21 protein-coding genes are annotated in these 24790 nt (G+C 61.5%); 7 read left to right on the top strand and 14 right to left on the bottom strand.

Annotated elements, in window-relative coordinates; all coding sequences use genetic code 11:
* The first annotated feature begins 106 nt into the window (after positions 1–106).
* Both DBO85_RS15245 and DBO85_RS15240 read left to right on the top strand, forming a co-directional pair.
* A complete protein-coding gene (locus DBO85_RS15245) occupies positions 107–2842 on the top strand; it encodes a hybrid sensor histidine kinase/response regulator (protein WP_108108110.1) in 2736 nt (911 codons plus the stop codon).
* A 96-nt stretch (positions 2843–2938) separates the two neighbouring features.
* On the top strand, positions 2939–3166 hold the full coding sequence (locus tag DBO85_RS15240) for a YheU family protein (RefSeq protein WP_108108109.1): 228 nt from the start codon (positions 2939–2941) through the stop codon (positions 3164–3166).
* Between the two features lie 206 nt (positions 3167–3372).
* On the opposite strand, the gene DBO85_RS15235 is transcribed toward DBO85_RS15240, so the two are convergent.
* From DBO85_RS15235 to ppsA, 8 genes are all read right to left on the bottom strand, one after another.
* A complete protein-coding gene (locus DBO85_RS15235; protein ID WP_108108108.1) occupies positions 3373–4368 on the bottom strand; it encodes an OmpA family protein in 996 nt (331 codons plus the stop codon).
* 107 nt (positions 4369–4475) lie between these two features.
* Positions 4476–5066, bottom strand: a complete 591-nt coding sequence (sigX, locus tag DBO85_RS15230; protein WP_108108107.1) for an RNA polymerase sigma factor SigX — start codon at positions 5064–5066, stop codon at positions 4476–4478.
* Between the two features lie 84 nt (positions 5067–5150).
* On the bottom strand, positions 5151–5975 hold the full coding sequence (locus DBO85_RS15225; RefSeq protein ID WP_108108106.1) for a mechanosensitive ion channel family protein: 825 nt from the start codon (positions 5973–5975) through the stop codon (positions 5151–5153).
* A 1-nt stretch (position 5976) separates the two neighbouring features.
* Positions 5977–6219 carry a CrfX protein gene (locus tag DBO85_RS15220; RefSeq protein ID WP_177429790.1) on the bottom strand — a complete coding sequence of 81 codons (243 nt, stop codon included), beginning with the start codon at positions 6217–6219 and terminating at the stop codon, positions 5977–5979.
* A 42-nt stretch (positions 6220–6261) separates the two neighbouring features.
* A complete protein-coding gene (locus tag DBO85_RS15215) occupies positions 6262–7287 on the bottom strand; it encodes a zinc transporter ZntB (protein WP_108108104.1) in 1026 nt (341 codons plus the stop codon).
* Positions 7288–7294: 7 nt separating this feature from the next.
* A complete protein-coding gene (gene rraA / locus DBO85_RS15210; protein ID WP_108108103.1) occupies positions 7295–7783 on the bottom strand; it encodes a ribonuclease E activity regulator RraA in 489 nt (162 codons plus the stop codon).
* Positions 7784–7845: 62 nt separating this feature from the next.
* Complete coding sequence (locus DBO85_RS15205; RefSeq protein WP_108108102.1) at positions 7846–8829, bottom strand: alpha/beta fold hydrolase; 984 nt, start codon at positions 8827–8829, stop codon at positions 7846–7848.
* 86 nt (positions 8830–8915) lie between these two features.
* Complete coding sequence (gene ppsA, locus DBO85_RS15200) at positions 8916–11291, bottom strand: phosphoenolpyruvate synthase (RefSeq protein WP_108108101.1); 2376 nt, start codon at positions 11289–11291, stop codon at positions 8916–8918.
* 175 nt (positions 11292–11466) lie between these two features.
* On the opposite strand from ppsA, the gene ppsR reads away from it, so the two are divergent.
* Positions 11467–12285: a posphoenolpyruvate synthetase regulatory kinase/phosphorylase PpsR gene (gene ppsR, locus DBO85_RS15195; RefSeq protein ID WP_108108100.1), complete on the top strand. Its 819-nt coding sequence runs from the start codon at positions 11467–11469 to the stop codon at positions 12283–12285.
* 45 nt (positions 12286–12330) lie between these two features.
* Here ppsR and DBO85_RS15190 read toward each other — a convergent pair whose 3' ends face one another.
* The 6 genes from DBO85_RS15190 to DBO85_RS15165 form a co-directional block, all read right to left on the bottom strand.
* Positions 12331–13176: an arylamine N-acetyltransferase family protein gene (locus tag DBO85_RS15190; protein WP_108108099.1), complete on the bottom strand. Its 846-nt coding sequence runs from the start codon at positions 13174–13176 to the stop codon at positions 12331–12333.
* A gap of 97 nt (positions 13177–13273) precedes the next feature.
* On the bottom strand, positions 13274–14455 hold the full coding sequence (prpF, locus tag DBO85_RS15185; protein ID WP_108108379.1) for a 2-methylaconitate cis-trans isomerase PrpF: 1182 nt from the start codon (positions 14453–14455) through the stop codon (positions 13274–13276).
* A gap of 124 nt (positions 14456–14579) precedes the next feature.
* Positions 14580–17189 carry a Fe/S-dependent 2-methylisocitrate dehydratase AcnD gene (gene acnD, locus DBO85_RS15180; protein ID WP_108108377.1) on the bottom strand — a complete coding sequence of 870 codons (2610 nt, stop codon included), beginning with the start codon at positions 17187–17189 and terminating at the stop codon, positions 14580–14582.
* Positions 17190–17200: 11 nt separating this feature from the next.
* Complete coding sequence (gene prpC / locus DBO85_RS15175; protein WP_108108098.1) at positions 17201–18358, bottom strand: bifunctional 2-methylcitrate synthase/citrate synthase; 1158 nt, start codon at positions 18356–18358, stop codon at positions 17201–17203.
* A 60-nt stretch (positions 18359–18418) separates the two neighbouring features.
* A complete protein-coding gene (gene prpB, locus DBO85_RS15170; protein ID WP_108108097.1) occupies positions 18419–19300 on the bottom strand; it encodes a methylisocitrate lyase in 882 nt (293 codons plus the stop codon).
* Positions 19297–20016 (bottom strand): GntR family transcriptional regulator, encoded by a 720-nt coding sequence (locus DBO85_RS15165; protein WP_108108096.1) that lies wholly within the window; start codon positions 20014–20016, stop codon positions 19297–19299. Before DBO85_RS15165 ends, prpB begins: the two co-directional genes overlap by 4 nt.
* Positions 20017–20290: 274 nt before the next feature.
* Between DBO85_RS15165 and rloA the strand changes: the two genes are divergently transcribed.
* From rloA to pabB, 4 genes are all read left to right on the top strand, one after another.
* Positions 20291–20830, top strand: coding sequence for a retropepsin-like aspartic peptidase RloA (gene rloA, locus DBO85_RS15160; RefSeq protein ID WP_108108095.1), 540 nt, complete (start codon positions 20291–20293; stop codon positions 20828–20830).
* 7 nt (positions 20831–20837) lie between these two features.
* Entirely contained in the window at positions 20838–22364 is a 1527-nt protein-coding gene (rloB, locus tag DBO85_RS15155) for an osmotic stress tolerance membrane protein RloB (RefSeq protein WP_108108094.1), read from the top strand.
* A gap of 4 nt (positions 22365–22368) precedes the next feature.
* Entirely contained in the window at positions 22369–23352 is a 984-nt protein-coding gene (locus tag DBO85_RS15150) for an alpha-L-glutamate ligase-like protein (RefSeq protein ID WP_108108093.1), read from the top strand.
* Positions 23353–23426: 74 nt separating this feature from the next.
* The gene (gene pabB / locus DBO85_RS15145) at positions 23427–24779 is read left to right on the top strand and encodes an aminodeoxychorismate synthase component I (protein ID WP_108108092.1); all 1353 of its coding nucleotides are present in this window, start codon (positions 23427–23429) and stop codon (positions 24777–24779) included.
* Positions 24780–24790 lie beyond the last annotated feature (11 nt).

Here is a 24790-nt window from a genome sequence, read left to right as displayed (position 1 = left end):
TCGGCGACACGCCCCCATTGCCGAGGACAAGCAGCGCGGGCAAAGTGACGAGAACTTCGCCATGGCACGACTCTGCTGCGTGCCGACAGGATCGAGGGTTCTCGCAATGCCCCGCTTTTTCCTGACATTGCTCCTGCTGTGCTGCGCGCCTGCCTTGGCGATCACGCCTGCGCCGCTGGAGAACGACAACCTGCACCTGCACCTGAGCCTGGCGCCCCACGTCGGCTATCTCGAGGATCCGAGCGGCGTGCTGCAACCCGAGCAGGTCTTCGGCCTGGCGGACGAGGCGTTCACTGCCACCCGCGGCGTCCACGCCAACCTGGGCAAGAACCGTTCGACCTGGTGGTTCCGTATTCGTCTGGACAACCGTAGCCCGGCAGCCCTGCAGGGCTTTCTGGAGGTCGACTACGCCCTGCTCGACAGCTTGCAGCTGTACTTGCCCCAGGCAGACGGCACACTCCAGGTGCAGCAGGCGGGCGATCTGCGTCCTTTCGCCGAGCGTACGGTGCAGGTGCACAACTTCTGGTTCCCACTGACGCTTGCCCAGGGCCAGCAGCAGTTGCTGTTGCGCGTGGAGAGCAGCAGCACGGTGTTCGTCCCGCTGTATTTCAGTACCACCACCGCCGGCGCTGCGGCACATGAGGTACTCAATCTCTGGCGCGGCATGTTCTACGGCGCGCTGATCGCGATGCTGCTGTACAACCTGTTCCTCTACGTGTCGCTGCGCGAGCCGGCCTACTTCTGGTACCTGCTGTTCGGTGGCGTGATCATCCTGTTCACCCTGGCGTTCGACGGCACCCTCTATCGACTGCTACCGAACCAGCCGCAGCTGCAGTCCGTATCGATCTATCTGTTCATCTTCCTGCACTGCCTGATCGCCCTGCAGTTCAGCCGCCACTTTCTTAGAACCTTCGAACGTTTTCCGCGCCTGGATCGAACCATGCGCGGTTCCATGCTGGTGATCGCCGCCTGCCTGCTCAGCGGCCCGCTGATCGGCCTGTACGCCTGGAGCTGGCTGGCAAGCATCACCGTATCCCTGCTGTCGCTCGGCCTGCTGTTGCTCGGGCTCTACACCTGGAGCCGCGGCCAGCGGCTGAGCGCCTATTACACCCTGGCCTGGAGCACCCTGCTGGCGGCGAGCATCCTCTCCGCAATGGCATCTCTCGGGCTGGATCTGTTCGGCGTTTACGGCACCAGCATCATCAAGATCGGTGTGCTGATCGAGATGCTCGCGCTGTCCCTCGGGCTGGCCGACCGCATCAACCTGCTGAAGGAGGAAGGCTACCGTTCACGCCAGGCGGCCGAGCGCGCGGATCTGGAAAACCAGGCCAAGAGCCGCTTCCTGGCAAAGATGAGCCACGAAATACGCACGCCGCTCAATGGCGTGCTCGGTACCCTGCAGCTGCTCGGCCAGAGCCACCTGGATCGCGGCCAGCAACTCTATGTGGACACCATCGCCAGCTCCGGCCGCTCATTGATGAAAGTGATCAACGACATCCTCGACTACGCGCGCATCGAATCGGGCAATCTCGACCTGGAGTCGATCGAGTTCGACCTGGAAGAGCTGCTCTCATCGACATTCAGTCTGTTCCGCGCCCAGGCCGGGGAAAATCAGCTGGGTCTGTACATGAGCCTCGAGGCGGAGGTCCCGCGCTACATGCTTGGCGATCCGACCCGCCTGGGGCAGGTGCTGATGAACCTTTTGAGCAATGCCATCAAGTTCACGGAACAGGGTCATGTCACCCTCGAGGTCGCTGTACGTACTCGCCAGGACGGCCAGCGCCATCTGCTGTTCGCCGTCACGGATACCGGCATCGGCATTGCTCAGAGCGATCTGCAGCAGCTGTTCCGCTCCTTCTCCCAGGGCGACTCGAGCACTACGCGGCGCTATGGCGGCAGTGGTCTGGGGCTTGTGATCAGCAAGGAGCTGATCGAGCGCATGGGTGGACGTATCGAGGTACAGAGCGCCGCGGGCAAGGGTTCGCGATTTGCCTTCGACGTCCCGCTGCTCATCCCGGCTGGCCGCGATGAATTCGAGCCCTCACTGCGTGAGCAGGTTGCGCTGCTCTGCTCGGTCGACTCTCGCGCACTGGATAGCCTGGCGCGCATGCTGTCGCGCTGGGGCATGCGCGTGGAGCGCTGCCAGGACCCTGACTGTCTGGAGGAAACCTTTGTCAGCCTGGTCAGCCCGCCTCTGCTGGTTCTTGCCAGTCCCTGGCCCGGCTCGCCGAAAGCGGCACTGGACAGGCTGCAGCCGCGACTACAGCAAGATCAACGAGTACTGCTGGTCTGCCCGCAGAACCAGCTGCCGGAGTTCTCGACGCTCGCCGCAGGCAGGCTGGTCTGGGTCGAGCACCCCTTGTCGGTCAGTGCGCTGCGCGACGCCCTCACCCGGCTTTACCAGCAAGCACTGCCAACTGCCGCCAACACGATCGAAGCGAATGCCACTGCGCCGCAGGAAAGCCCCTGCATCCTCGTCGCCGAGGACAATCCGGTCAATCAACTGGTGGTCAAGGGCTTTCTGCAACGACGTGGCTACCGTTTGCGTATCGCCATCAACGGACGTGAAGTACTGGACGAGTATCGGCGCGCGCCGGCCAGCTACCAACTGATCCTGATGGACTGCGAAATGCCGGAGATGGATGGCTACGAAGCGACCCGACAGATCCGCCACTTCGAGGCTCGCCAGCGTTTGCCGGCGATTCCGATAGTGGCGCTGACCGCTCACATCCTTGCCGAGCACCGCGACCTTGGGCTGGCTGCTGGCATGGATGGCTTTCTCGGCAAGCCGCTGGATTGCCAGCAACTTTACGCAATGCTCGACAGCTTTCTGAAGGCCTGATCATTGCTATGGCCGGGCCCGTGGGCCGAGTATCCTTGTCGCTCGTTTCCACCCTCGAACGGGACGCCTGCCGGCGTCCGGAGCCTCGCAAGCCCAATGCTGATACCCCATGACATGCTGCAAGCCGAAACACTGCAAGGACTGCTGGAGGACTTCGTCAGCCGCGAGGGAACCGACAATGGCGATGAAACGCCGCTGGAGCTGCGCGTCGCACGCGCCAGACAGGCGCTGGAGCGCGGCACGGCGGTGATCCTTTTCGATCCGGAAAGCCAGCAATGTCAGCTGTTGCTGCGCAGTGAGGTACCGCGAGCGCTGCTCGACTGAAAGCCCTGTCGCGGCGTTCGATCAGGTGCTCGCTGCACGGCTCAGCCCGATGAGCAATGCTCTATCAATTCCGCAGGTCGCCGAAGCAGATTCGTCACCCCGAAGCAGGAGCGTCGACGGCAACGCGCGGACCAGTAGAACCTGCAGGCGGAAACGAAAGAACCCGGCCGAGGCCGGGTTCTTTCAGTCAACTAACGCGGATCAGCTTATTGCTGGATCTGCGCTTCCACTTCAGCTTCAACGCGACGGTTGATCGCGCGGCCGCTGTCGGTAGCGTTGTCAGCTACCGGCTGGCTCTCGCCATGACCGACAGCGTTGACGCGGCTGCCATCAACACCGTACTGGTTGACCAGTACTTCACGAACGGCGTTGGCACGACGCTGCGACAGACCCTGGTTGTAAGCGTCAGAGCCGACGGAGTCGGTGTGACCTTCAACAGTGGTGCTGGTCTGCGGGTACTGATTCATGAACTCAGCCAGGTTCTTGATATCGCCGTAGCTTTCTTCCTTGACGACGGCCTTGTCGAAGTCGAACTTGACGTCCAGCTCGACACGTACGACTTCAGGAGCCTGCTCCTGCTGGACCGGCTCCTGCGGAGCGGGTTCGTAGGCGGCCGGCTCGGCAGCAGCTTGCTGCTGACCGGCGCTGCCGCCGAAGTTCAGACCGACACCAACGCCTGCCATCCACTCGGTGTTCTCGGTATCCAGGCTGTGCAGAACATCAACGCCAGCACGGACCATGAGGTTCTCGGAGAGGTAGTATTTGACGCCGGTACCGACCATGGCGAAGGTAGTCTTGTCGCGGCCACTGCTATAGGTGTTGTCCAGCTCCTGATGGCCGAAACCACCGGAGATGTATGGACGCAGGCTGTTAGCGCCCGGGGTGCCGAAGTGGTAGGCGGCTTCAACGGTGCTCAGGTGGCCGTCGATGTCGTTGCGGCTGGTGGTGCCGGGGAAAGCATCGTCCGAATCGATGGATTTGTACCGGCCGTGGGACAGATTCAGAGAAACGTCGTCGGTCAGGTAGTAGCCAACGCCGGCGCCCCACAGATTACCGTCGCTGACATCACGGTTGCTTTCCATGAAAGCGCGCTTGCCAAAGACTTCCACTTCAACAGCACCCTGGCCCTGGGCCATTACGCCAAGGGAGGAGGTGGCGATGATGGAGCCAATGACAACGCCCAAAGTGTTTTTCAATTTCATCCGTAAATCCCCGTCTAGGTGGTCGGTAAGCTGTTTGACAGTTGCAAGACAACTAAGCCGCGTAGTCTAGCAGAACTGAACCTGACGGTTTGAGGTCTTTGCGCCGATTAAGTTTCTGTAAGTCCTGAGAATTTTTCACGGAGTTTGTCCAAGGCGCGCTTGTACCGCATCTTTGTGGCGCTCAGGCCCATGTGCATGATGTCGGCAATTTCCTGGAACTCCAGTTCTGCGACAAACCGCAGCACCAGAATCTCCCTGTCGATCGGATTGACGTGGACCAGCCAGCGGTCCAGGCCCGCCTTGTCCTCGATCTTGACCGGCTTTTCCTCCGATGCCTCCTCCAGCGGATCAAGACTCAGCGCATCGAGCAAACGGCGCTTGCGCTTTTCCTTGCGGTACTGGGTGATGCATTCGTTGTAGGTAATGCTGTAAAGCCAGGTCTTGAACTTGGATTTGCCCTCGAAGTTCTTCAGTCCATAAAGAACCTTGAGCATCACTTCCTGGCAGACATCATCGGCATCCCGATCATTACCCAGATAGCGCGCGCAAACATTGAACAGCGTGCGCTGATAACGTCGCATCAGCTCTTCATAGGCACGGGTTACGTGGAACAGTTCGTCGTGCGCACGCAGCACCAGCTCCTCATCAGAGAGCTCGCGGGGATCGTATCGCGAGGGAAGCGAGTGGGTTTTGTTCAAGGCGTTCTAGCCGACAGTTCTTGCGGAATCGGAAATGGCAAACCCCTCGCTAGCGAGGGGTGTCCAGCTTAACAGGATGCGAAATCAGCGACTTCTCACCAGGCTCTCGAGTAGCGTCTTGTTGGCCACCGAGACCAGCTCGCCGTCTCCGGTGAGCAGCGTGGTCTTCACCGTGCCGATTTCTTCGATCTGCCCCTCCAGCTCGTCGATGCTGATGCTCTGCCCCACCGCGTAAAGCTCGCGCACATAGATACCGGCGAGAATCTGTCCGGCAATCTCGCGACTGCCCAGCCCCAGGGCCAGCGCCACGGCAAGCCCGACGGAGATCAGAACGATCGCGATGACATTATTGAGCAGGTCGGTCTTGACCTCGAGCTGACCGATCGCCACCGAGATGCTGATGATGATCACCAACCACTGAGCGATACGTCCCAGGCCATTGGCATAGTCCAGGCCCACGCCTTCCGCGGCACCGCGCACCATGCCGCTTACCAGCTGCGCCAGAAGCACGCCGGCGAGCATGACGATGGCCGCGCCGAGCACCTTGGGCAGGTACAGGGCAAGTACGTCCAGAGTGGCCGATACCCGATCCAGGCCCAGCGACTCAGCGGCAGTCACCAGGAATATCAATAGCACGAACCAGTAGATTATCTTGCCGATCAGCGTCGATACCGGCGCACGAATACCTACTCGTCCCAGCAACTTGGTCAGCCCGGTGCCGGCCATCAGCCGGTCCAGACCGAGTTTGGCGAGCAGCTTCGACAGCAGGGTGTCGAGCAGCTTGGCCACCACGAACCCCACCAGCACGACGATCAGGGCGCCGAACAGACGCGGAATGAAGCCCGCGATCGGCGTCCATACCGAGTTCATCGCGCTTACCAAGCTTTGAGTCCAGGGATCCAGTTCCATGTCATTGAGCCTTGTGGTCGGTGGAGTTCGAACGTGAAGTAGGTGAAAGATGCGCAGAGCCCTTGTTCAGGCCGATCATCAATGCCTCCAGCCAGTGGCCGACCATGCTGAACAGGTCGCCGGCACCCACCTGGCGGTTGGCAGTCTTCAGTACGCGATCGAGGCAGGCATCATCGTCATGTTCGGAAGGAGGCGCCTTGAGCAGATCGCGCAAGGACTCTTCAAAGGGATCTTTCATGCGTATCTCCGCAAAGGTGACAGCTTGACGAGTATTCGCTGGTACGGGTCACAGCCAGCGCAGCCGACGAAATAGCACCACCTGTATCACAGCGACCAGAGCGATGATCACGCAGGCGATGAGAAAGCCCAGCGAACTGTCGCCGCCTGGAATCCCCCCGACATTGATGCCGAGCAGGCCGGTCAGAAAGCTCATTGGCAAGAAGATGCAGGTAATGATGCCGAAGCGGTACATCACTTTATTCATGTGCGCATTCAAACGACGATTTTCGGATTCCAGCACCAGGCTGACACGCTCGCGAGTCAGGTCGAGTTCTTCCAGGTAGCGGGTCAACTGGTTGTTCAGCTCGTTCCAGTAATCCGTGTCGTCCTCGACGAACCAGGGTTGCCGATGCCGCGCCAGCTGGCCATAGATGTCGCGCTGCGGCGCAAGAAAGCGCCGCAGTCCGGCCGCTCGCCGGCGCACCACGAGCATTTGTTGGTGGTCAGGGGTGAAATGCTCGTCCTGATCCTGCGCATCTTCCTGCGCGTCCACCTGTTCGGCGAGCTGCAACACCACGCTTTCTATACGATCGGTCATCGACAGGGCGAGATAGAGAATCAGCTCTGAAGAAGTACGCGGCCCCGTGCCCTGCTGCAACCTGGCGATGACTTCCTGGGTAGCGTGCGCGGAACGCAGACGCAGGGAGATCACCCGTTTGGCGGAGACGAATATCCGCAGCGACACCATGTCTTCCGGGTCGGCGCCCGGATTGAGATTGAGCCCGCGCAGAAACAGCAGCAGCTCGTTGTTCTGCAGATCCACCAGCCGCGGACGGGTGTTTTCCTCGAGCAGCAGATCGCAAGCGAACTCGTTCAGTCCGCTGTCCTCACGTAACCAGCGTTGCGCAAACGGATGCCCGCGATCCCAGTGCAGCCAGAGACTTTCCTGCTCGGCAAGTTCGATATCCGCCAGTTGCTCCCGGCTCAGCGCCCGAGCGCCGCCCTGACCGTCGAGGACGAAGGCGTGCACCAGGCCAAGGCGCCTGGCCTGGCCCGGATCTTCGGCGAGCGAGTCGTCGCTGTGCGGATTCAAACCTGCGTTACTCCGGCATCTTCAGCGCCTGAGGGGAAACGATGATGCCGTTATTGTCGGCATAGACGTATTCGCCAGGACGGAAGGTGACGCCTGCGAAGGTGAGCGGAACATTCAGGTCACCGATGCCGCGCTTGTCGGTCTTCATCGGATGGCTGGCCAGTGCCTGCACCCCCAGGTCGGTCTGGGCCAGGACGTCCACGTCCCGAACGCAGCCATAGATGACCATGCCTTCCCAGCCGTTCTTCGCCGCTTTCTCGGCAATCATGTCGCCCAGCAACGCGCGTCGTAGCGAACCGCCTCCATCCACCACCAGAACCTTGCCCTGGCCCGGCTCATCGGCCTGAGACTTGACCAGCGAGTTGTCCTCGAAGCACTTCACGGTGACGATCTGGCCACCGAACGAATCGCGGCCCCCGAAATTGCTGAACATCGGCTCTACGACCTGGACCAGCTCGGGGTACGCGTCGCACAGATCCGGGGTGACATATTGCATGTAGAAGCTCCTCTGAATGAAAACCAGGCTCGCGCAGCAGCGCTGGACGGCCATCTTAGCGGCTAGCCCGAGACGGTCAAACGCTCATCGCGCGCTACGTTGACTGTCACGCTGTTCAGCCATTGCGCGAGAAGTGGCCAGACCTCCTGTTCTGCGGCACGGCTGACCAGCATGTCGACGTGACCGAAGTCGCACGAGAACCCGGCGTCGCGCCCCAGGCAAAGCCAGGTGCGCTGCGCCGAACCAAACTGCTCGAACAACTTGTAGCATTGCGCCGGCGGATCCTGCCGGTCCCCTGCCCCGGCAACTGCAAACAGCGGTACCGCCACCTCGCGCAGCCCTGCCCCCCAATCCTGCGTGCGGTCGCCGAAGCGCCCGAACAGGCGATGCCAGCGCAGACTTTCCAGTACCACGCCCATGGGCTCGTCTTCGGGGCCGCGCTTGAAGCGACTGCCGGACAGGTAGTTGAAGCGCCCCAGCACCAGGCGCAAGGCCCACTCCAGCGGCGGAATCTTCAAGGGCCAGTACAGGCGCGAGACTTGACTGCCGAACAGCGCCAGCGACGCGCCCCTCTGTGCATCCAGAAAGCCTCCACCGAAGGCCGCCGCCAGCACGGTGCCGCCAAGCGAGTGGCCAACCCAGTGAGGTATGCAGCCGTTTTGCTCGATGACGAAATCGGCGATGGCCGGAAGATCTTCCGCCGCGTAGTCGCGCACCTGATTGTGCCGATAACGCTGGTTGCGCGGTGAAAGGCCATGGCCCCGCATCTCGGCGATCCAGACATCGAAGCCGGCGCGCGCAAGGAAAGCGCCCGGGCCGATACCCCTGGGTGAGTACCAGAAGCGTCGATTGGAGAAGCTGCCATGCAGCAGGATCACCGGCACGCCGGGCTTTCCCGCATCTGCACGACCGAGCCGAGTCAGCGCCAGCTCGACACTGGAATCAGAGGCTCTGCCGTGCCTGAGGAGGTAGACGTCTTCGCTGAGATCGGCGCGGATTTCCGCACTGCTCAGCACGACAGGAAACAAGCGACTGCTGCTCTGCATGTGGATTTTCTTGCACTGAAAAGGCGAGCCGCCGCAGGACGCAGGAAAGCGTCATGCCGCGACTCGCCTTGATGGGGCGAAGTGGATCAGTTGGGTGCTTGAGCTTCGGCCAGGAAGAACCAGGTATCCAGCACCGAATCGGGGTTCAGCGAAACGCTTTCGATGCCCTGATCCATCAGCCAGCGCGCCAGGTCTGGGTGGTCCGAAGGGCCCTGACCGCAGATGCCGATGTACTTGCCGGCCTTGTTGCACGCCTGGATCGCGTTGGACAAAAGTTTCTTGACCGCAGGATTACGCTCGTCGAACAGATGGGCAATGATGCCCGAATCCCGGTCGAGACCGAGGGTGAGCTGGGTCATGTCGTTGGAACCGATCGAGAAGCCGTCGAAGAATTCGAGAAACTCGTCAGCCAGCAAGGCGTTGGACGGCAGTTCGCACATCATGATCACCCGCAGACCATTCTCGCCGCGCTTGAGGCCGTAATGCGCTAACAGTTCAACGACCTGCTGGGCTTCGCCGAGGGTGCGCACGAAGGGCACCATCAGCTCTACATTGGTCAGGCCCATGACGTCGCGGACCTTCTTCATCGCCCGGCACTCGAGCTCGAAGCAATCGCGGAACGATTCGCTGATGTAGCGTGATGCGCCGCGGAAGCCGAGCATCGGGTTTTCTTCTTCCGGCTCGTAAAGACGGCCGCCGATCAGGTTGGCGTATTCGTTGGACTTGAAATCCGACAGGCGCACGATGACCTTCTTCGGCCAGAACGCCGCAGCCAGGGTACTGACACCCTCGACGAGCTTCTCGACATAGAAGTCGACCGGGCCGGCATAGCCGGAAATCCGCTTCTCGACGCTGTCCTTCACATCCGCCGGCAGCCCGTCGAAGTTCAACAGGGCCTTCGGATGCACGCCGATCATGCGGTTGATGATGAATTCGAGTCGCGCCAGACCCACACCCTCATTGGGCAGGTTGGCGAAGTCGAAGGCGCGGTCGGGGTTGCCGACGTTCATCATGATCTTGAACGGCAGCTCCGGCATCGCATCGACCGAGTTCTTGCGGATATCGAAGCCCAGCTGGCCCTCGAAGATGAAGCCGGTATCGCCCTCGGCGCAGGAGACGGTCACGCGCTGGCCGTCAGAGAGCATGCTGGTGGCGTTGCCACAGCCGACAACGGCCGGAATACCGAGCTCGCGAGCAATGATCGCTGCGTGGCAGGTGCGCCCGCCGCGATTGGTGACGATGGCGCTGGCGCGCTTCATCACCGGCTCCCAGTCAGGGTCGGTCATGTCGGATACCAGCACGTCGCCAGGCTGGATCTTGTCCATCTCGGACACGTCGTGGATCACCTTCACCGGACCCGCGCCGATGCGCTGGCCGATGGCACGGCCCTCCACCAGTACCTTGCCCTTCTCCTTGAGCAGATAGCGCTCCATGACATTGCCACTGGCCTGGCTTTTCACGGTTTCCGGTCGCGCCTGGACGATGTAGAGCTGGCCATCGTCTCCATCCTTGGCCCATTCGATGTCCATCGGACGACCATAGTGCTTCTCGATGGTCATCGCCTGACGGGCGAGATTGGTGACCTCCTCGTCGCTGAGAGCAAAACGCATCCGCTCAGCCGGCTCGACGTCGACGGTCTTGACCGACTTGCCGGCCTTGGCCTCGTCGCCGTAGATCATCTTGATCGCCTTGCTGCCCAGGTTGCGGCGCAGGATCGCCGGACGACCAGCTTCCAGCGTCGGCTTGTGCACGTAGAACTCGTCGGGGTTGACCGCGCCCTGCACGACGGTCTCGCCCAGGCCGTAGGCGCCGGTGATGAACACCACATCGCGGAAACCCGATTCGGTGTCCAGGGTGAACATCACGCCGGCCGTACCGGTTTCCGAGCGAACCATGCGCTGTACTCCCGCCGACAGCGCAACGACCTTGTGGTCGAAGCCCTGGTGAACGCGGTAGGCGATGGCACGGTCATTGAACAGAGAGGCGAACACTTCCTTCGCAGCGCGGATCACATTGTCGACGCCACGAATATTGAGGAAGGTTTCCTGCTGACCGGCGAATGAAGCATCCGGCAGGTCTTCCGCGGTGGCCGAAGAACGTACGGCGACCGCCATGTTGTCGTTGCCACCAGCCATCTCGGCGAAGGCCTTGCGGATATCGGTGTCGAGCTGGGCAGGGAACTCCGCATCCATCACCCACTGACGGATCTGTGCACCGGTCTTGGCCAGCGCGTTGACGTCATCGACATCAAGCGCATCGAGAGCGGCATGGATACGGTCATTGAGACCACTTTGATCGAGGAAGTCACGGTAGGCCTGGGCCGTGGTGGCGAAACCACCGGGTACGGAGACCCCAGCGCCGGCGAGGTTGCTGATCATCTCGCCAAGGGAGGCGTTTTTGCCCCCCACCCGCTCAACATCGTGATTGCCGAGCTTATCGAGGGTAACTACGTACTCAACCAAGGTGATCTCTCCACTGATTCAGGACCGGCCGGCAAGACCGCGACCTTTGCGATACGAGGCGAGCTTGTGGCCTGCCCCGGGAAAATAAGTGACAATGTCACCGTATGAAGGCCCCGCTAACGAGCGGGCCAATGATAGCCAAGATTCCCTCCCAGCTTAAGGCCCGCGGCGCACAATGAAACGAACTGCATTCTTCATTTCGGATGGCACCGGTATCACCGCCGAAACCCTCGGCCAAAGCTTGCTGGCCCAGTTCGAGAATATCTCCTTCACCAAGCTCACACGGCCCTACATAGACACGCCGGAAAAGGCGCGGGCCATGGTACAGCAAATCAATAATGCAGCGGAGAAGGACGGCGTTCGACCGATCATCTTCGACACCATCGTCAATCAGGATATCCGTGACCTGCTGGCGGAATCGAACGGCTACATGATTGACATCTTTTCGACCTTTCTTGCTCCGCTGGAACAGGAACTGACTTCACATTCTTCATATTCAGTCGGCAAATCCCACTCGATAGCGCACCACAGCAACTATATGGAGCGCATCGATGCAGTGAACTTCGCCCTCGACAACGACGACGGCGCCCGCACGCACTACTACGACAAGGCCGACCTGATCCTGGTCGGCGTCTCGCGCTGCGGCAAGACACCCACCTGCCTCTACATGGCCATGCAATATGGCATTCGCGCGGCCAACTACCCGCTGACCGAGGAAGACATGGAGCGCCTGCAGTTGCCAAGCGCGCTCAAGCCCTACAAGCACAAGCTGTTTGGCCTGACCATCGACCCCGATCGACTGACCGCCATTCGCAATGAGCGCAAACCGAACAGTCGCTATGCAAGTTTCGCCCAGTGCGAGTTCGAGGTGCGCGAGGTGGAGAGCCTGTTCCGCCGCGAGAATATTGCCTACATCAACTCCACCCACTTCTCGGTAGAAGAGATATCGGCAAAGATCCTCGTCGAAAAGGGCGTGGAAAGACGCCTGAAGTAACCTCGCCAGATCTCTTGCGGCCGCACCAGCGCACCGCAGGAGCGACTAGGCGGAAGACTTCCCCGCAGTTTCAGCAAGCAGACGCTCGATCGACGAATGCAGCTGCGGATGATCCGGCAGCCTGATCGCGAATTCATTGCGCAGCACGTCCAGCACCGCCGCGGCATCCGGCAGCTCCACGCGCTCACTGGGCTGCCCCATGCGGTGAACGGCAAAGCTGCCGGCGTTCAGGGTCTTGCGCAGGCCGCGCCCGGTGCGTGCCACCCGCAGCTGACCCAGAAACGGCGAATCCGGGTGGGTGGACACGTACCAGCTACCGACCGTGTAGTCGATTTCCGCGACCTCCTGCAGGTCGAACACATACATGACCCGCCAGCTGTCGAGCACCAGCGCGCGCAAGGTGTAGGTGCCGCCCGCCAGGCTCAGCCGATAGGGCTCGTGCGGGGTCTGCTGTTGCGCTTCGCTGTCCAATAGCAACGGCGCTGTCGGCACCATGCCACCGAAGCCTACGTCGACGATGTAACGCACCCCTTCCAGCGTGACCAGTATCAGCATATGCGTGCGCGCCGGACGGGCATCCTCGGGGCCGCCCAGCAGCACCCGTCCGGTCAACGCGCGCGCATCGAACCCTAACGCCTGCAACAGCAGCAGAAACAGCTGGTTGAGCTCGTAGCAGTACCCTCCGCGCCCCTGGCGCAGAAGCTTTTCCTGCACCGTATGCGGATCGACATGCACAGGAGTGCGCAACAGCGTTGCCAGGGTTTCGAAAGGAAACTCGGCGGTATGCCGCAGCTGTAGTTCGCGCAGGGTTTCCAGGGTTGCTGGCGGCGGCGCCGAGTAGCCCAGGCGTTTCAGATAGCCATCCAGGTCCAGCGTGAACCGCTCGCTCATGGGCTTTTCTCCTGTTCTGGCTGCCACACAGGTTCCAGTACGTCGCCATGATGCCTGCGCTGACTGAGGAGCCCTGGCAGGCCGGCGAAATACCCTCTCATAGCTGCTCCGGCGGCACCCTCACCCAACCCTCCATGAGAATACGTGCGCTGCGGGACATGCTGGCCCTGGTCACCGTCCATCGTCCGTTGACCTGCTCAGCCTTAGCCCCGACACGCAGCGTGCCGGAGGGATGACCGAACCGTACCGCCTCAGGCTCACCTCCACCCGCCGCCAGGTTCACCAGCGTTCCCGGAACCGCTGCTGCGGTGCCGATGGCGACCGCGCAGGTGCCCATCATCGCGTGGTGCAGCTTGCCCATCGACAGCGCCCTCACCAGCAGATCGACCTCCCCCGCCTCGACCTGCTTGCCACTGGACGCCTGGTAGCTCCTGGATGGTGAGACGAATGCGATCTTCGGTGTGTGCTGGCGGCTCAGCGCCTCCTCGGCTGTCTTGATCAGCCCCATGCGCAAGGCACCCGCCACCCGAATGGCCTCGAAGCGCGCCAGCTGCGCCGGATCGCCGTTGATGTCCTCACGCAATTCGGTGCCCTGGTAGCCGATATCCTTCGCATTGACGAATACCGTGGGGATACCGGCGCTGATCATGGTCGCCTTGAAGGTACCGACACCTGGCACGTCCAGCTCATCCACCAGATTGCCGGTAGGAAACATCGAGCCATCGCCATCATCGGACGGATCGAGGAACTCCAGCACTATTTCGGCGGCCGGAAAGGTCACGCCGTCGAGCTCGAAGTCACCGGTTTCCTGCACCTGGCCACCGCTGACCGGCACATGGGCGATGATGGTCTTGCGGATGTTGGCCTGCCAGATGCGCACAACGCAGATGCCATCCCGCGGCACTCGAGCAGGGTCGATCAGTCCTGCGTGAATGGCAAAGGCACCTGCTGCTGTCGAAAGATTGCCGCAATTGCCACTCCAGTCGACGAAGGCCTTGTCGATGGAGACCTGGCCGTACAAGTAGTCGACATCGTGATCCGGCTGCCTGCTTTTCGACAGGATGACGCACTTTGAGGTGCTCGATGTCGCACCGCCCATGCCATCGATATGCGCGGCATAGGGGTCGGGGCTGCCGATCACGCGCATGAACAGCCTGTCGCGGGCCGCGCCCGGCACCTGGCAGCTGGCAGGCAGGTCCTCGAGGCGAAAGAACACTCCCTTGCTGGTGCCGCCACGCATGTACGTGGCGGGAATTTTGAGCTGGGGCACGTGGGGCATGATGATCACCTGGTCACAAGGGCCTTGGGGTGGAGGCGCGTTGCCCATCCACCGTTCAATCGGGGTCATGGGGGATCCGATCCACCCTACGAAGCCGGGGGCGTCACCACCCCCGAAAAGACGATCAAGCCTTGGTCGAGGCCAGAAAGTCCTGGGCAAAGCGTTGCAGCACACCGCCCGCCTCGTAGATCAGCACTTCCTCGTCGCTGTCCAGGCGGCAGGTCATGGGCACGTCCACCCGCTCGCCACTTCTGCGATGGACCACCAGGGTCAGCTCCGCCCGCGGCTTGCGCGTACCTATCACGTCGTAGGTTTCGGTGCCGTCCAGGCCAAGCGTCAGGCGGGTCGTTCCCGGCTTGAACTGCAGCGGCAGAACACCCATGCCGATCAGGTTGGTACGGTGAATGCGCTCGAAACCTTCGGCAGCGATCACCTCGACACCGGCCAGACGCACGCCCTTGGCTGCCCAGTCGCGCGAGCTGCCCTGACCGTAGTCGGCGCCGGCCACGATGATCAGATTCTGCTTGCGCGCCATGTAGGTTTCGATGGCTTCCCACATGCGCATCACCTGGCCGTCCGGCTCTACGCGCGCCAGCGAGCCCTTCCTTACCTGGCCATCGACCACGGCCATCTCGTTCACCAGTTGCGGGTTGGCGAAGGTGGCACGCTGCGCGGTCAGATGATCGCCGCGGTGGGTGGCGTAGGAATTGAAGTCCTCCTCAGGCAGGCCCATTTTTGCCAGATACTCGCCGGCAGCGCTGTCCGCGAGGATGGCATTGGAAGGCGACAGGTGATCGGTGGTGATGTTGTCCGGCAGGATTGCCAGCGGACGCATGCCGGTCAGCGTACGTTCGCCGGCCAGTGCGCCCTCCCAGTAGGGGGGACGGCGGATGTAGGTGGACATCGGTCGCCAGTCATACAGGGGGCTCTCTGCTTCCTTCACGGTGCCCAGATCGAACATCGGGATGTAGATCTGGCGGAACTGCTCCGGCTTCACCGAGGCCGCAACGATGGCGTCGATTTCCTCGTCGCTCGGCCACAGATCCTTCAGGGTTACCGGATTGCCGTGCTGATCATGCCCGAGCACATCCTGCTCGATATCAAAGCGCACGGTGCCGGCGATGGCATAGGCCACGACCAGCGGCGGCGAAGCCAGAAACGCCTGCTTGGCATAGGGATGGATACGACCGTCGAAGTTGCGGTTACCCGAGAGCACCGCCGTGGCATAGAGGTCACGGTCAATGATTTCCTGCTGGATCGCCGGATCCAGCGCGCCGGACATGCCGTTACAGGTGGTACAGGCATAGGCGACGATGCCAAAACCGAGCTGCTCCAGTTCGCTGAGCAGGCCCGCGTCTTCCAGATACAGCTTGGCCACTTTGGAGCCGGGAGCGAAGGAGGTCTTGACCCAGGGCTTGCGCAACAGACCTAGAGCATTGGCTTTTTTCGCCAGCAGGCCTGCGGCTACCACGTTACGAGGGTTGGAGGTGTTGGTGCAGCTGGTGATGGCAGCAATGATCACTGCGCCATCGGGCATCAGGCCTTCACCCTCCTCGACCTTGCCGGCCGCCAGCTTGGCTTCGTCGGCAATCCCGCGCTCGTGCAGCGCTGAGGTCGGCAGGCGCTTATGCGGGTTGCTTGGCCCGGCCATGTTGCGCACCACACTGGAGAGATCGAACTGCAGCACGCGCTCGTATTCGGCACTGACCAGCGCATCGGCCCAAAGTCCGGTGGTCCTGGCGTAGTTTTCCACCAGTGCCACCTGCTCGGGCTCACGACCGGTGAGCTTGAGGTAATCGATGGTCTGCTGGTCGATATAGAACATCGCCGCCGTGGCGCCGTATTCCGGGCACATGTTGGAGATGGTCGCGCGATCGCCGATGGACAGGCTGTCGGCACCCTCGCCGAAGAACTCGACCCAGGCGCCCACCACCCGCTGCTGGCGCAGGAACTCGGTCAGCGCCAGGACAATATCGGTGGCGGTGATGCCGCTCTGGCGCTTGCCGGTCAGCTGCACGCCGACGATATCGGGCAGGCGCATCATCGAGGCGCGGCCGAGCATCACGGTCTCGGCTTCCAGGCCACCGACGCCGATGGCGATCACGCCCAGGGCGTCCACATGCGGGGTGTGCGAGTCGGTGCCGACGCAGGTGTCGGGGAAAGCCACGCCGCCGCAGGCCTGGATCACCGGGCTCATTTTCTCCAGATTGATCTGGTGCATGATGCCGTTGCCAGCCGGGATCACGTCGACGTTCTTGAACGCGGTCTTGGTCCACTCGATGAAATGGAAGCGATCCTCGTTGCGACGCTCCTCCACCGCACGATTCTTCTCGAAGGCATCCGGATCGAAACCTGCGTATTCCACCGCCAGGGAGTGATCGACGATCAACTGCGTCGGCACCACCGGGTTGACCTTGGCCGGATCACCCCCCTGCTCCGCGATGGCATCGCGCAGACCGGCAAGATCCACCAGCGCGGTCTGACCGAGAATGTCATGGCAGACCACCCGCGCCGGATACCAGGGGAAATCCAGGTCCTGCTTGCGCTCGATCAGTTGCTTGAGTGCATCCGTGAGCAGAGCCGGGTCGCAGCGACGCACTAGCTGTTCGGCCAGCACCCGGGAGGTATAGGGCAGCTTGGCGTAGGCGCCAGGCGCGATGGCATCCACCGCATCGCGGGTGTCGAAGTAGTCCAGCGTGGTGCCGGGCAGGGGCTTGCGGTATCGAACATTCAGGCCGGTCATGGTTACGGGCGATCCTTGAGCGGGACGAACTTGAGGTCTTCCGGGCCGACATAGTTGGCACTGGGGCGGATGATCTTGCCGTCGATGCGCTGTTCGATGACATGGCTGGACCAGCCCGAGGTGCGTGCGATGACGAACAGCGGAGTGAACATGGCGGTGGGCACGCCCATCATGTGGTAGCTGACGGCACTGAACCAGTCGAGGTTGGGGAACATCTTCTTGATTTCCCACATGGTCGACTCCAGGCGCTCGGCGATGTCATACATCTTCATGTTGCCCTGCTCGACCGACAGCTCGCGGGCTACGTCCTTGATCACCTTGTTGCGCGGGTCACTCACGGTATAGACCGGATGACCGAAGCCGATCACCACCTCCTTGCGCCCTACTCGCTCGCGGATATCGGCCTCGGCTTCGTCAGGACTGTCGTAGCGCTTCTGGATCTCGAAGGCCACCTCGTTGGCGCCGCCGTGCTTGGGCCCACGCAATGCGCCTATGCCGCCGGCGATGCAACTGAACATGTCCGAGCCGGTGCCGGCGATCACCCGTGAAGTGAAGGTCGAAGCATTGAATTCATGCTCGGCATAGAGGATCAGCGATGTGTGCATGGCGCGCACCCAGGACTCGCGCGGCGCTTCGCCATGCAGCAGATGAAGGAAGTGACCGCCAATGGAATCGTCGTCGGTCTCCACCTCGATACGCCTGCCGTTGTGGCTGAAGTGGTACCAGTACAAGAGCATGGAGCCGAGCGAGGCCATCAGCTTGTCGGCGATATCGCGGGCGCCGGGATGGTTGTGGTCGTCCTTCTCCGGCTGCAGGCAACCCAGCACCGAGACACCGGTACGCATCACGTCCATCGGATGTGCCGACGGGGGCAACTGCTCCAGAGCGCTCTTCAGCCCCGCTGGCAGACCTCGCAGCGACTTGAGCCTGGCCTTGTAGCCCGCCAGCTCCGCTGCGTTGGGCAGCTTGCCATGGACCAGCAGATGGGCGATTTCTTCAAACTCGCAGGCGGTGGCGACATCGAGGATGTCGTAGCCACGGTAATGCAGGTCATTGCCGCTGCGGCCGACGGTGCACAGCGCGGTGTTGCCGGCGGGGGTGCCGGAAAGGGCAACAGACTTCTTCGGTTTGAAACCCGGGGTGGTCTCGGTGACGCTCATCGCGATCTCCTCATCTATTCGGTCGGATGACGTTCTTGTAGTCAGCGCGCAGCGCTCCAGTCACTTCTTGCCGGCGGCGAAAAGCGCGTCCAGTTTCTGTTCGAAGGCGTGATAGCCGATACGCTCATACAGCTCGGCACGGCTCTGCATCAGCTCGATGACATCCTTCTGGTGGCCGTTCTGGCGGATCGAGGTGTACACGGCTTCGGCAGCCTTGTTGGCAGCGCGGAAGGCCGACAGCGGGTAGAGCTGAATGGCTACGCCAACCGAAGCCAATTCGTCGCGACTGAACAGCGGCGTGGCGCCAAACTCGGTGATATTGGCCAGCACCGGCACCTTCAGCGCGTCGACGAAGCGCTTGTAGGTCGGCAGATCGTAGGCCGCCTCGGCGAAGATGCCATCGGCACCGGCTTCGACATACCGCTGGCAGCGCTCGATGGCGGCGTCCACGCCCTCCGCCTGAATCGCATCGGTACGCGCGATCAGGAAAAAGTCGGCGTCGGTTCTGGCATCGGCTGCGGCACGCACGCGATCGACCATCTCCTCGCAGGAAACGATCTCCTTGCCCGGACGGTGGCCGCAGCGCTTGGCACCTACCTGGTCCTCGATGTGCGCGGCAGCAGCACCGGCCTTGATCAGACTCTTGATGGTGCGCTCGATATTGAAGGCACTGGGTCCGAAGCCGGTGTCGATATCCACCAGCAGAGGCAGGTCGCAGACATCGGTGATGCGACGCACATCGGTCAGCACGTCATCGAGCGTGTTGATCCCCAGGTCGGGCAGACCCAGCGAGCCTGCCGCCACCCCGCCACCGGACAGGTAGATGGCCTTGAAGCCGGCGCGCTGGGCCAGCAGCGCATGGTTGGCGTTGATCGCGCCGATGACCTGCAGCGGCTGTTCTTCGACGATTGCCTGGCGGAAACGCTGGCCGGGAGTACTCATGATTCACCTCGGGTACGGGAAGAGTTGGCGGCGTCGTGGTAGTGACGCTCCATGTTGCGACGGGATGCGCCGATGTGACGGCGCATCAGCAGTTCAGCCAGCTCGCCATCACGCTCGGCGATGGCGTCGAGAATGCGGTGATGCTCGGCAAACGCCTGGCGAGGCCGATTGGGTGTGGCGGAAAACTGGATACGGTACATGCGCACCAGTTGGTACAGCTCATCGCAAAGCAGTTTGGCCAGGGTCCGATTACCGCTGCCCTGGATGATTCGGTAGTGGAAGTCGAAGTCGCCTTCCTGCTGGTAATAGCCTCGTCCGGCCTGGAAGGCTTCATCGCGCTCGTGGGTATCGAGCACCCGGCGCAGATCATCGATTTCCTGCGCGGTCATGCGCTCCGCGGCAAGACGACACGCCATACCCTCCAGCGACTCGCGAATTTCATAGAGTTCGATCAATTCGGCGTGGCTAAGCGAGACCACTCTTGCACCGATATGCGGAACCCTCACCAGGAGTTTCTGTCCTTCAAGGCGATGAATCGCCTCACGCAGCGGACCGCGACTGATGCCGTAGGTACGCGCCAACTCGGGTTCGGAAATCTTGCTACCCGGGGCGATTTCGCCCTTGACGATCGCCGACTGGATACGTCGAAAGACGTGTTCGGACAGGGTTTCAGAATCGCTTTGCAGCGGCTTACCAACTGAAATGGGAGAAGTCATTTTGTCTACACAACCAATATCCGACGGGCGAAAACTAGCCAAAACAAGCTATTTCGTCAATCAATCAGACATCATTGTCGACAATCGTCTAATGGCATCACGGCTATTCCTACCCAGACTCGGCATGTGAAAGCCTAGCTAAGCGCCTGTCATACTTGAAAAAAGGCATGCTAGAATGCCCCGCCAGCGCCTTGACTCGGCAGCTTGCTGCCGCAGGCCGGGAGTTTCGCAGGCTGTCTTCGCCATGCCCCTTGATCGCGAAAGCCCAGGATCCATGAGAATCTCCATCTTCCTCATATGCTGCTGCCTCATCCTGCCAGCCTCCAGCTGGGCAGCCGGCAAGCACATCTATGGCCTCAACGAACATACTCGATTGACAGAGCTGGATCTGCAGGTCGCGGCCAAGCTCGACACGGGCGCCAAGACTGCCTCGCTCAGCGCACGCGATATCGTCCGCTTCAAGCGCGATGGCGACCCATGGGTGCGTTTCTTCCTGGCAATTGACGAAGCACAGGATCACCCCATCGAGCGTCCGCTGGCACGCATCAGCAAGATCAAGCGTCGCGCCGGCGACTACAATCCGGAAGAAGACGAGAAGACCTACACCGCCAGGCCAGTGATCGAGCTGGAGGTCTGCCTAGGCGAACGCCTGCGCATGATCGAAGTAAACCTGACTGACCGTAGTGCCTTCGAGTATCCGCTGCTGATAGGGTCCGACGCGCTGACGCGTTTCGGCGCCCTGATCGACCCAAGCATCAAATATGCAGCCGGCAAGCCCGACTGCGCCGCCAACCTCGCCAACGCCGCCGAGTAAATCCTGCATGCGCTCACTCAATCTGCACCTGAAAGTACTGATCACCCTGCTGGTGGTCGCTGGCGTACTGATCACCGGTTACCAGATATTCATCTTGGGCATCCCGGTCACCGAAGACGAGACCGAAGACCTGTGGAACATCGACGCAAAAGTCGAATTCCAGGCCAGCCCACGCGAGCCGGTCAAGCTGCAGATGTTCGTTCCGCCGCTGGTGCAGGACTATGTCAGTCTTCACGAGAGCTTCATCTCCAACAACTACGGGGTGAACGTCAACCGGGTCGATGGCAACCGGATCGTGACCTGGTCGGCACGCCGTGCCAATGGAAACCAGACCCTTTACTACCGCCTGGCACTGACCAAGCGTTATAGCGGTGAGCAGCCCAATCCCAAGGGCCCGATCTTCCGCGACAGCCAGATCGTCGAAGGCGCCGAGAAGATCGCTGCAGAAGCACTACTGGCACCGATCCGCCAGCATTCGGCTGACGTCGAGACCTTCATCAGCGAAGCGATCAAACGAGTCAACAACACCAACGATGACAACGTCAGGCTACTGCTTGGCGGTGATGCTTCCGCCGAGAACAAGGCCCGCGTGGTCGATCTGCTACTGTCCATCGCCCACGTCCCGCTGGAGCGCGTTCACACCATCCGCCTGACCAGCGACCAGGCCCAGACCCCCGAGCTCTGGCTGCGCAGCTTCAACGGCCAGAACTGGCTGTACTTCAGCCCGCACACCGGCCAGCAGGGCCTGCCGGCAGACCGCCTGATCTGGTGGTTCGGTGATTCGCCGCTGATCAGTCTGGAAGGCGGACGCAAGGCGCAGGTGACCTTCACCCTCAACAACAACGAGATCAATGCGATCCGTCTGGCTCAGCGCGCGGATGAGACCACTGACGCCAGCCTGCTTGAGTATTCGCTGTATGGCCTGCCGCTGCAGACCCAGCAGACTTACCAGATCATGATCATGATCCCGCTCGGCGTACTGGTAATCCTGATCCTGCGCAACCTTGGCGGCCTGCAGACGCTGGGCACCTTCACCCCGGTGCTGATCGCCCTGGCTTTCCGCGAGACACAGCTTGGCTTCGGTATTGCGTTGTTCACGGTAATCACAGCAATGGGCCTGATGCTGCGTTCGTATCTGGAGCACCTGAAGCTACAGATGCTGCCCAGGCTTTCGGTGGTACTGACCTTCGTGGTGGTATTGATTGCGGTGATCAGCCTGCTGAGCCACAAACTGGGACTCGAACGCGGCCTCTCGGTCGCCCTGTTCCCGATGGTGATTCTGACCATGACCATCGAGCGCCTCTCCATCACCTGGGAAGAGCGCGGTGGTACCCATGCATTCAAGGTCGCCATCGGTACGCTGATTGCAGCCACCCTCGCCCACCTGCTGATGAGCATCGAAGAGCTGACTTACTTCGTCTTCACCTTCCCCGCGGTTCTGCTGGTGCTGGTGGGCTTCATGCTGGCAATGGGTCGCTACCGCGGCTACCGGTTGACGGAGCTGTTCCGCTTCAAAGCCTTCCTGAAGGACTGACGCCATGCTTGGCCTGATCAAGAGATGGAAGGCCCTTGAAGCCAAGGGCATCATGGGCATCAACCGGCGGAACGCCGACTACGTGCTCAAGTACAACCAGCGGCACCTGTATCCGGTGGTGGACGACAAGATCATCACCAAGCAGCGGGCCATCGAAGCCGGCATCCACGTGCCCAAGCTGTACGGGATCATCTCCACCGAGAAGGAGATCGAGAACTTCGACAAGATCGTCGCCGAGCACAACGATTTCGTCATCAAGCCGGCCCAGGGCGCCGGCGGTGACGGCATCACCGTGGTCGCCGACCGTTTCGAGGACAGGTTCAAGACGGTTTCAGGCAAGATCATCAGCAAGGACGAGATCGAACAGCAGCTTTCCAACATTCTGTCCGGCCTGTATTCGCTGGGCGGGCATCGTGACCGCGTGCTGATCGAATATCGCGTGACCCCCGACCCGATCTTCAAGAGCATCAGCTACGAGGGTGTACCGGATATCCGCATCATCGTGTTGATGGGCTACCCGGTGATGGCCATGCTGCGACTGCCGACGCGCCAGTCCAACGGCAAGGCCAACCTTCACCAGGGCGCCATCGGAGTGGGTGTCGACCTGGCGACCGGGATCACCCTCAAGGGCACCTGGCTGAACAACAAGATCAGCAAGCATCCGGACACCGGCAATGCCGTCGATGGCGTACAGCTACCCAACTGGGACGGCTTCATGAAGCTCGCCGCAGGCTGCTACGAGCTCTGCGGCCTTGGCTATATCGGTGTCGACATGGTGCTGGACGAGGAAAAGGGGCCGCTGATCCTTGAGCTCAATGCGCGCCCAGGGCTGAATATCCAGATCGCCAACGACTGCGGGCTCACCCTGCGCACGCATGCGGTAGAGGCCCGTCTGGCCGAACTGCAAAGCAGGAAAGTGGTGGAAACCGCCGAAGAGCGCGTGCGCTTCGCACAACAAACCTTCGGCCAGAGCAAACCCGAGCTGTAAGCAGCCGACCGGGTGCAATGCGCCCGGTCGATTGAGGACATCCCTGCCGCCGTCGCCTTTCTCCGGATACCGGCATGCCAAGCTGCTCCATTCATTCTCTGCCCTACCGCGCCGACCCGACGATCTTCTTCGAACGGGTGCGCCATGCACCAGGTGCAGTGCTGCTCGATGCCGGCCGCCCCACCGCAGAGCGCGGCCGCTTCGACCTGATCAGCGCCTGGCCACAGCTGGAACTGACGCCGCGCGCGGATGAATCAGGCAAGACCTTCCTCCAGCGCCTGCGCCATGCCCTGAAGTTGCTCGGTAGTGCCAAACTGCCGGAGGAGCTTCAACTACCCTTCGCCGGCGGATTGATCGGCTACCTCTCCTACGATTTCGGACGTCGACTGGAGCAACTGCCGAGCCAGGCTCGCGATGACCTGGGGCTCGCCGACGCGCGCTTTGGCCTCTACGCCTGGGCGCTGATCAGCGATCATCAGCAGGCCACCAGCCAACTGCTGTTTCACCCCAGTCTGCCGGCGGCCGAACGCGAGCGGCTTGTGCGCCTGTTCAGCAACGCGCCCACCAGCAAGAGCCCTCCCTGCTTCCGTCTGACCAGTAGTTTCAGTGCAGATCAGGACCGGGCCAGCTATCGCGCCGCCATCGAACGAATCCAGCAATACATAGCCGCAGGTGACTGCTACCAGATCAACTTCGCCCAGCGTTTCCAGGCCAGCTGCCAGGGCGACCCCTGGACCGCCTACCGTGCCTTGCGCCAGGCCTGCCCTACGCCCTTTGCCGGCTACCTGCAGCTGGATGCCGAAAGCGCACTGCTCAGTCTGTCGCCGGAGCGCTTTCTGCGCGTCAGCGCAGGGCAGGTCGAAACACGTCCGATCAAGGGCACTCGACCGCGCCTGGCTGACCCTCAGGCCGACCTTGCGAGCGCCACCGAGCTGCTTTCCAGCAGCAAGGATCGCGCAGAGAACCTGATGATCGTCGATCTACTGCGCAATGACCTGGGACGCAGCTGTGCCATTGGCTCGGTCAGAGTACCGGAGCTGTTCTCGCTGGAGAGCTATCCGAACGTGCATCACCTGACCAGCTGCGTGACCGGTCGACTGGCCGATGGGCAAGACGCACTAGACCTGCTGGCTGGCAGTTTTCCGGGCGGCTCGATCACCGGCGCACCGAAAATCCGCGCCATGCAGATCATCGACGAGCTGGAGCCCAGTCGCCGTGGCCCTTACTGCGGTTCGTTGCTGTATCTGGACGTGCGTGGGGAGATGGACAGCTCTATCGTCATCCGCAGCCTGCTGGTCAGCAACGGCAGCGTCAGCTGCTGGGGCGGTGGCGGCGTGGTCGCTGACTCTCACTGGGAAGCCGAGTACCAGGAATCCATCGACAAGGTGAAGGTACTGCTCGGCACCCTGGAAAAGCTCTCGCACTGACGAAATGCAAA

This window comes from Pseudomonas mangrovi, assembly GCF_003052585.1.
GTDB lineage: Bacteria > Pseudomonadota > Gammaproteobacteria > Pseudomonadales > Pseudomonadaceae > Aquipseudomonas > Aquipseudomonas mangrovi.
The sequence above is the reverse complement of the archived record's forward strand: the minus strand, read 5'-3'. Positions and strand labels throughout refer to the sequence as shown.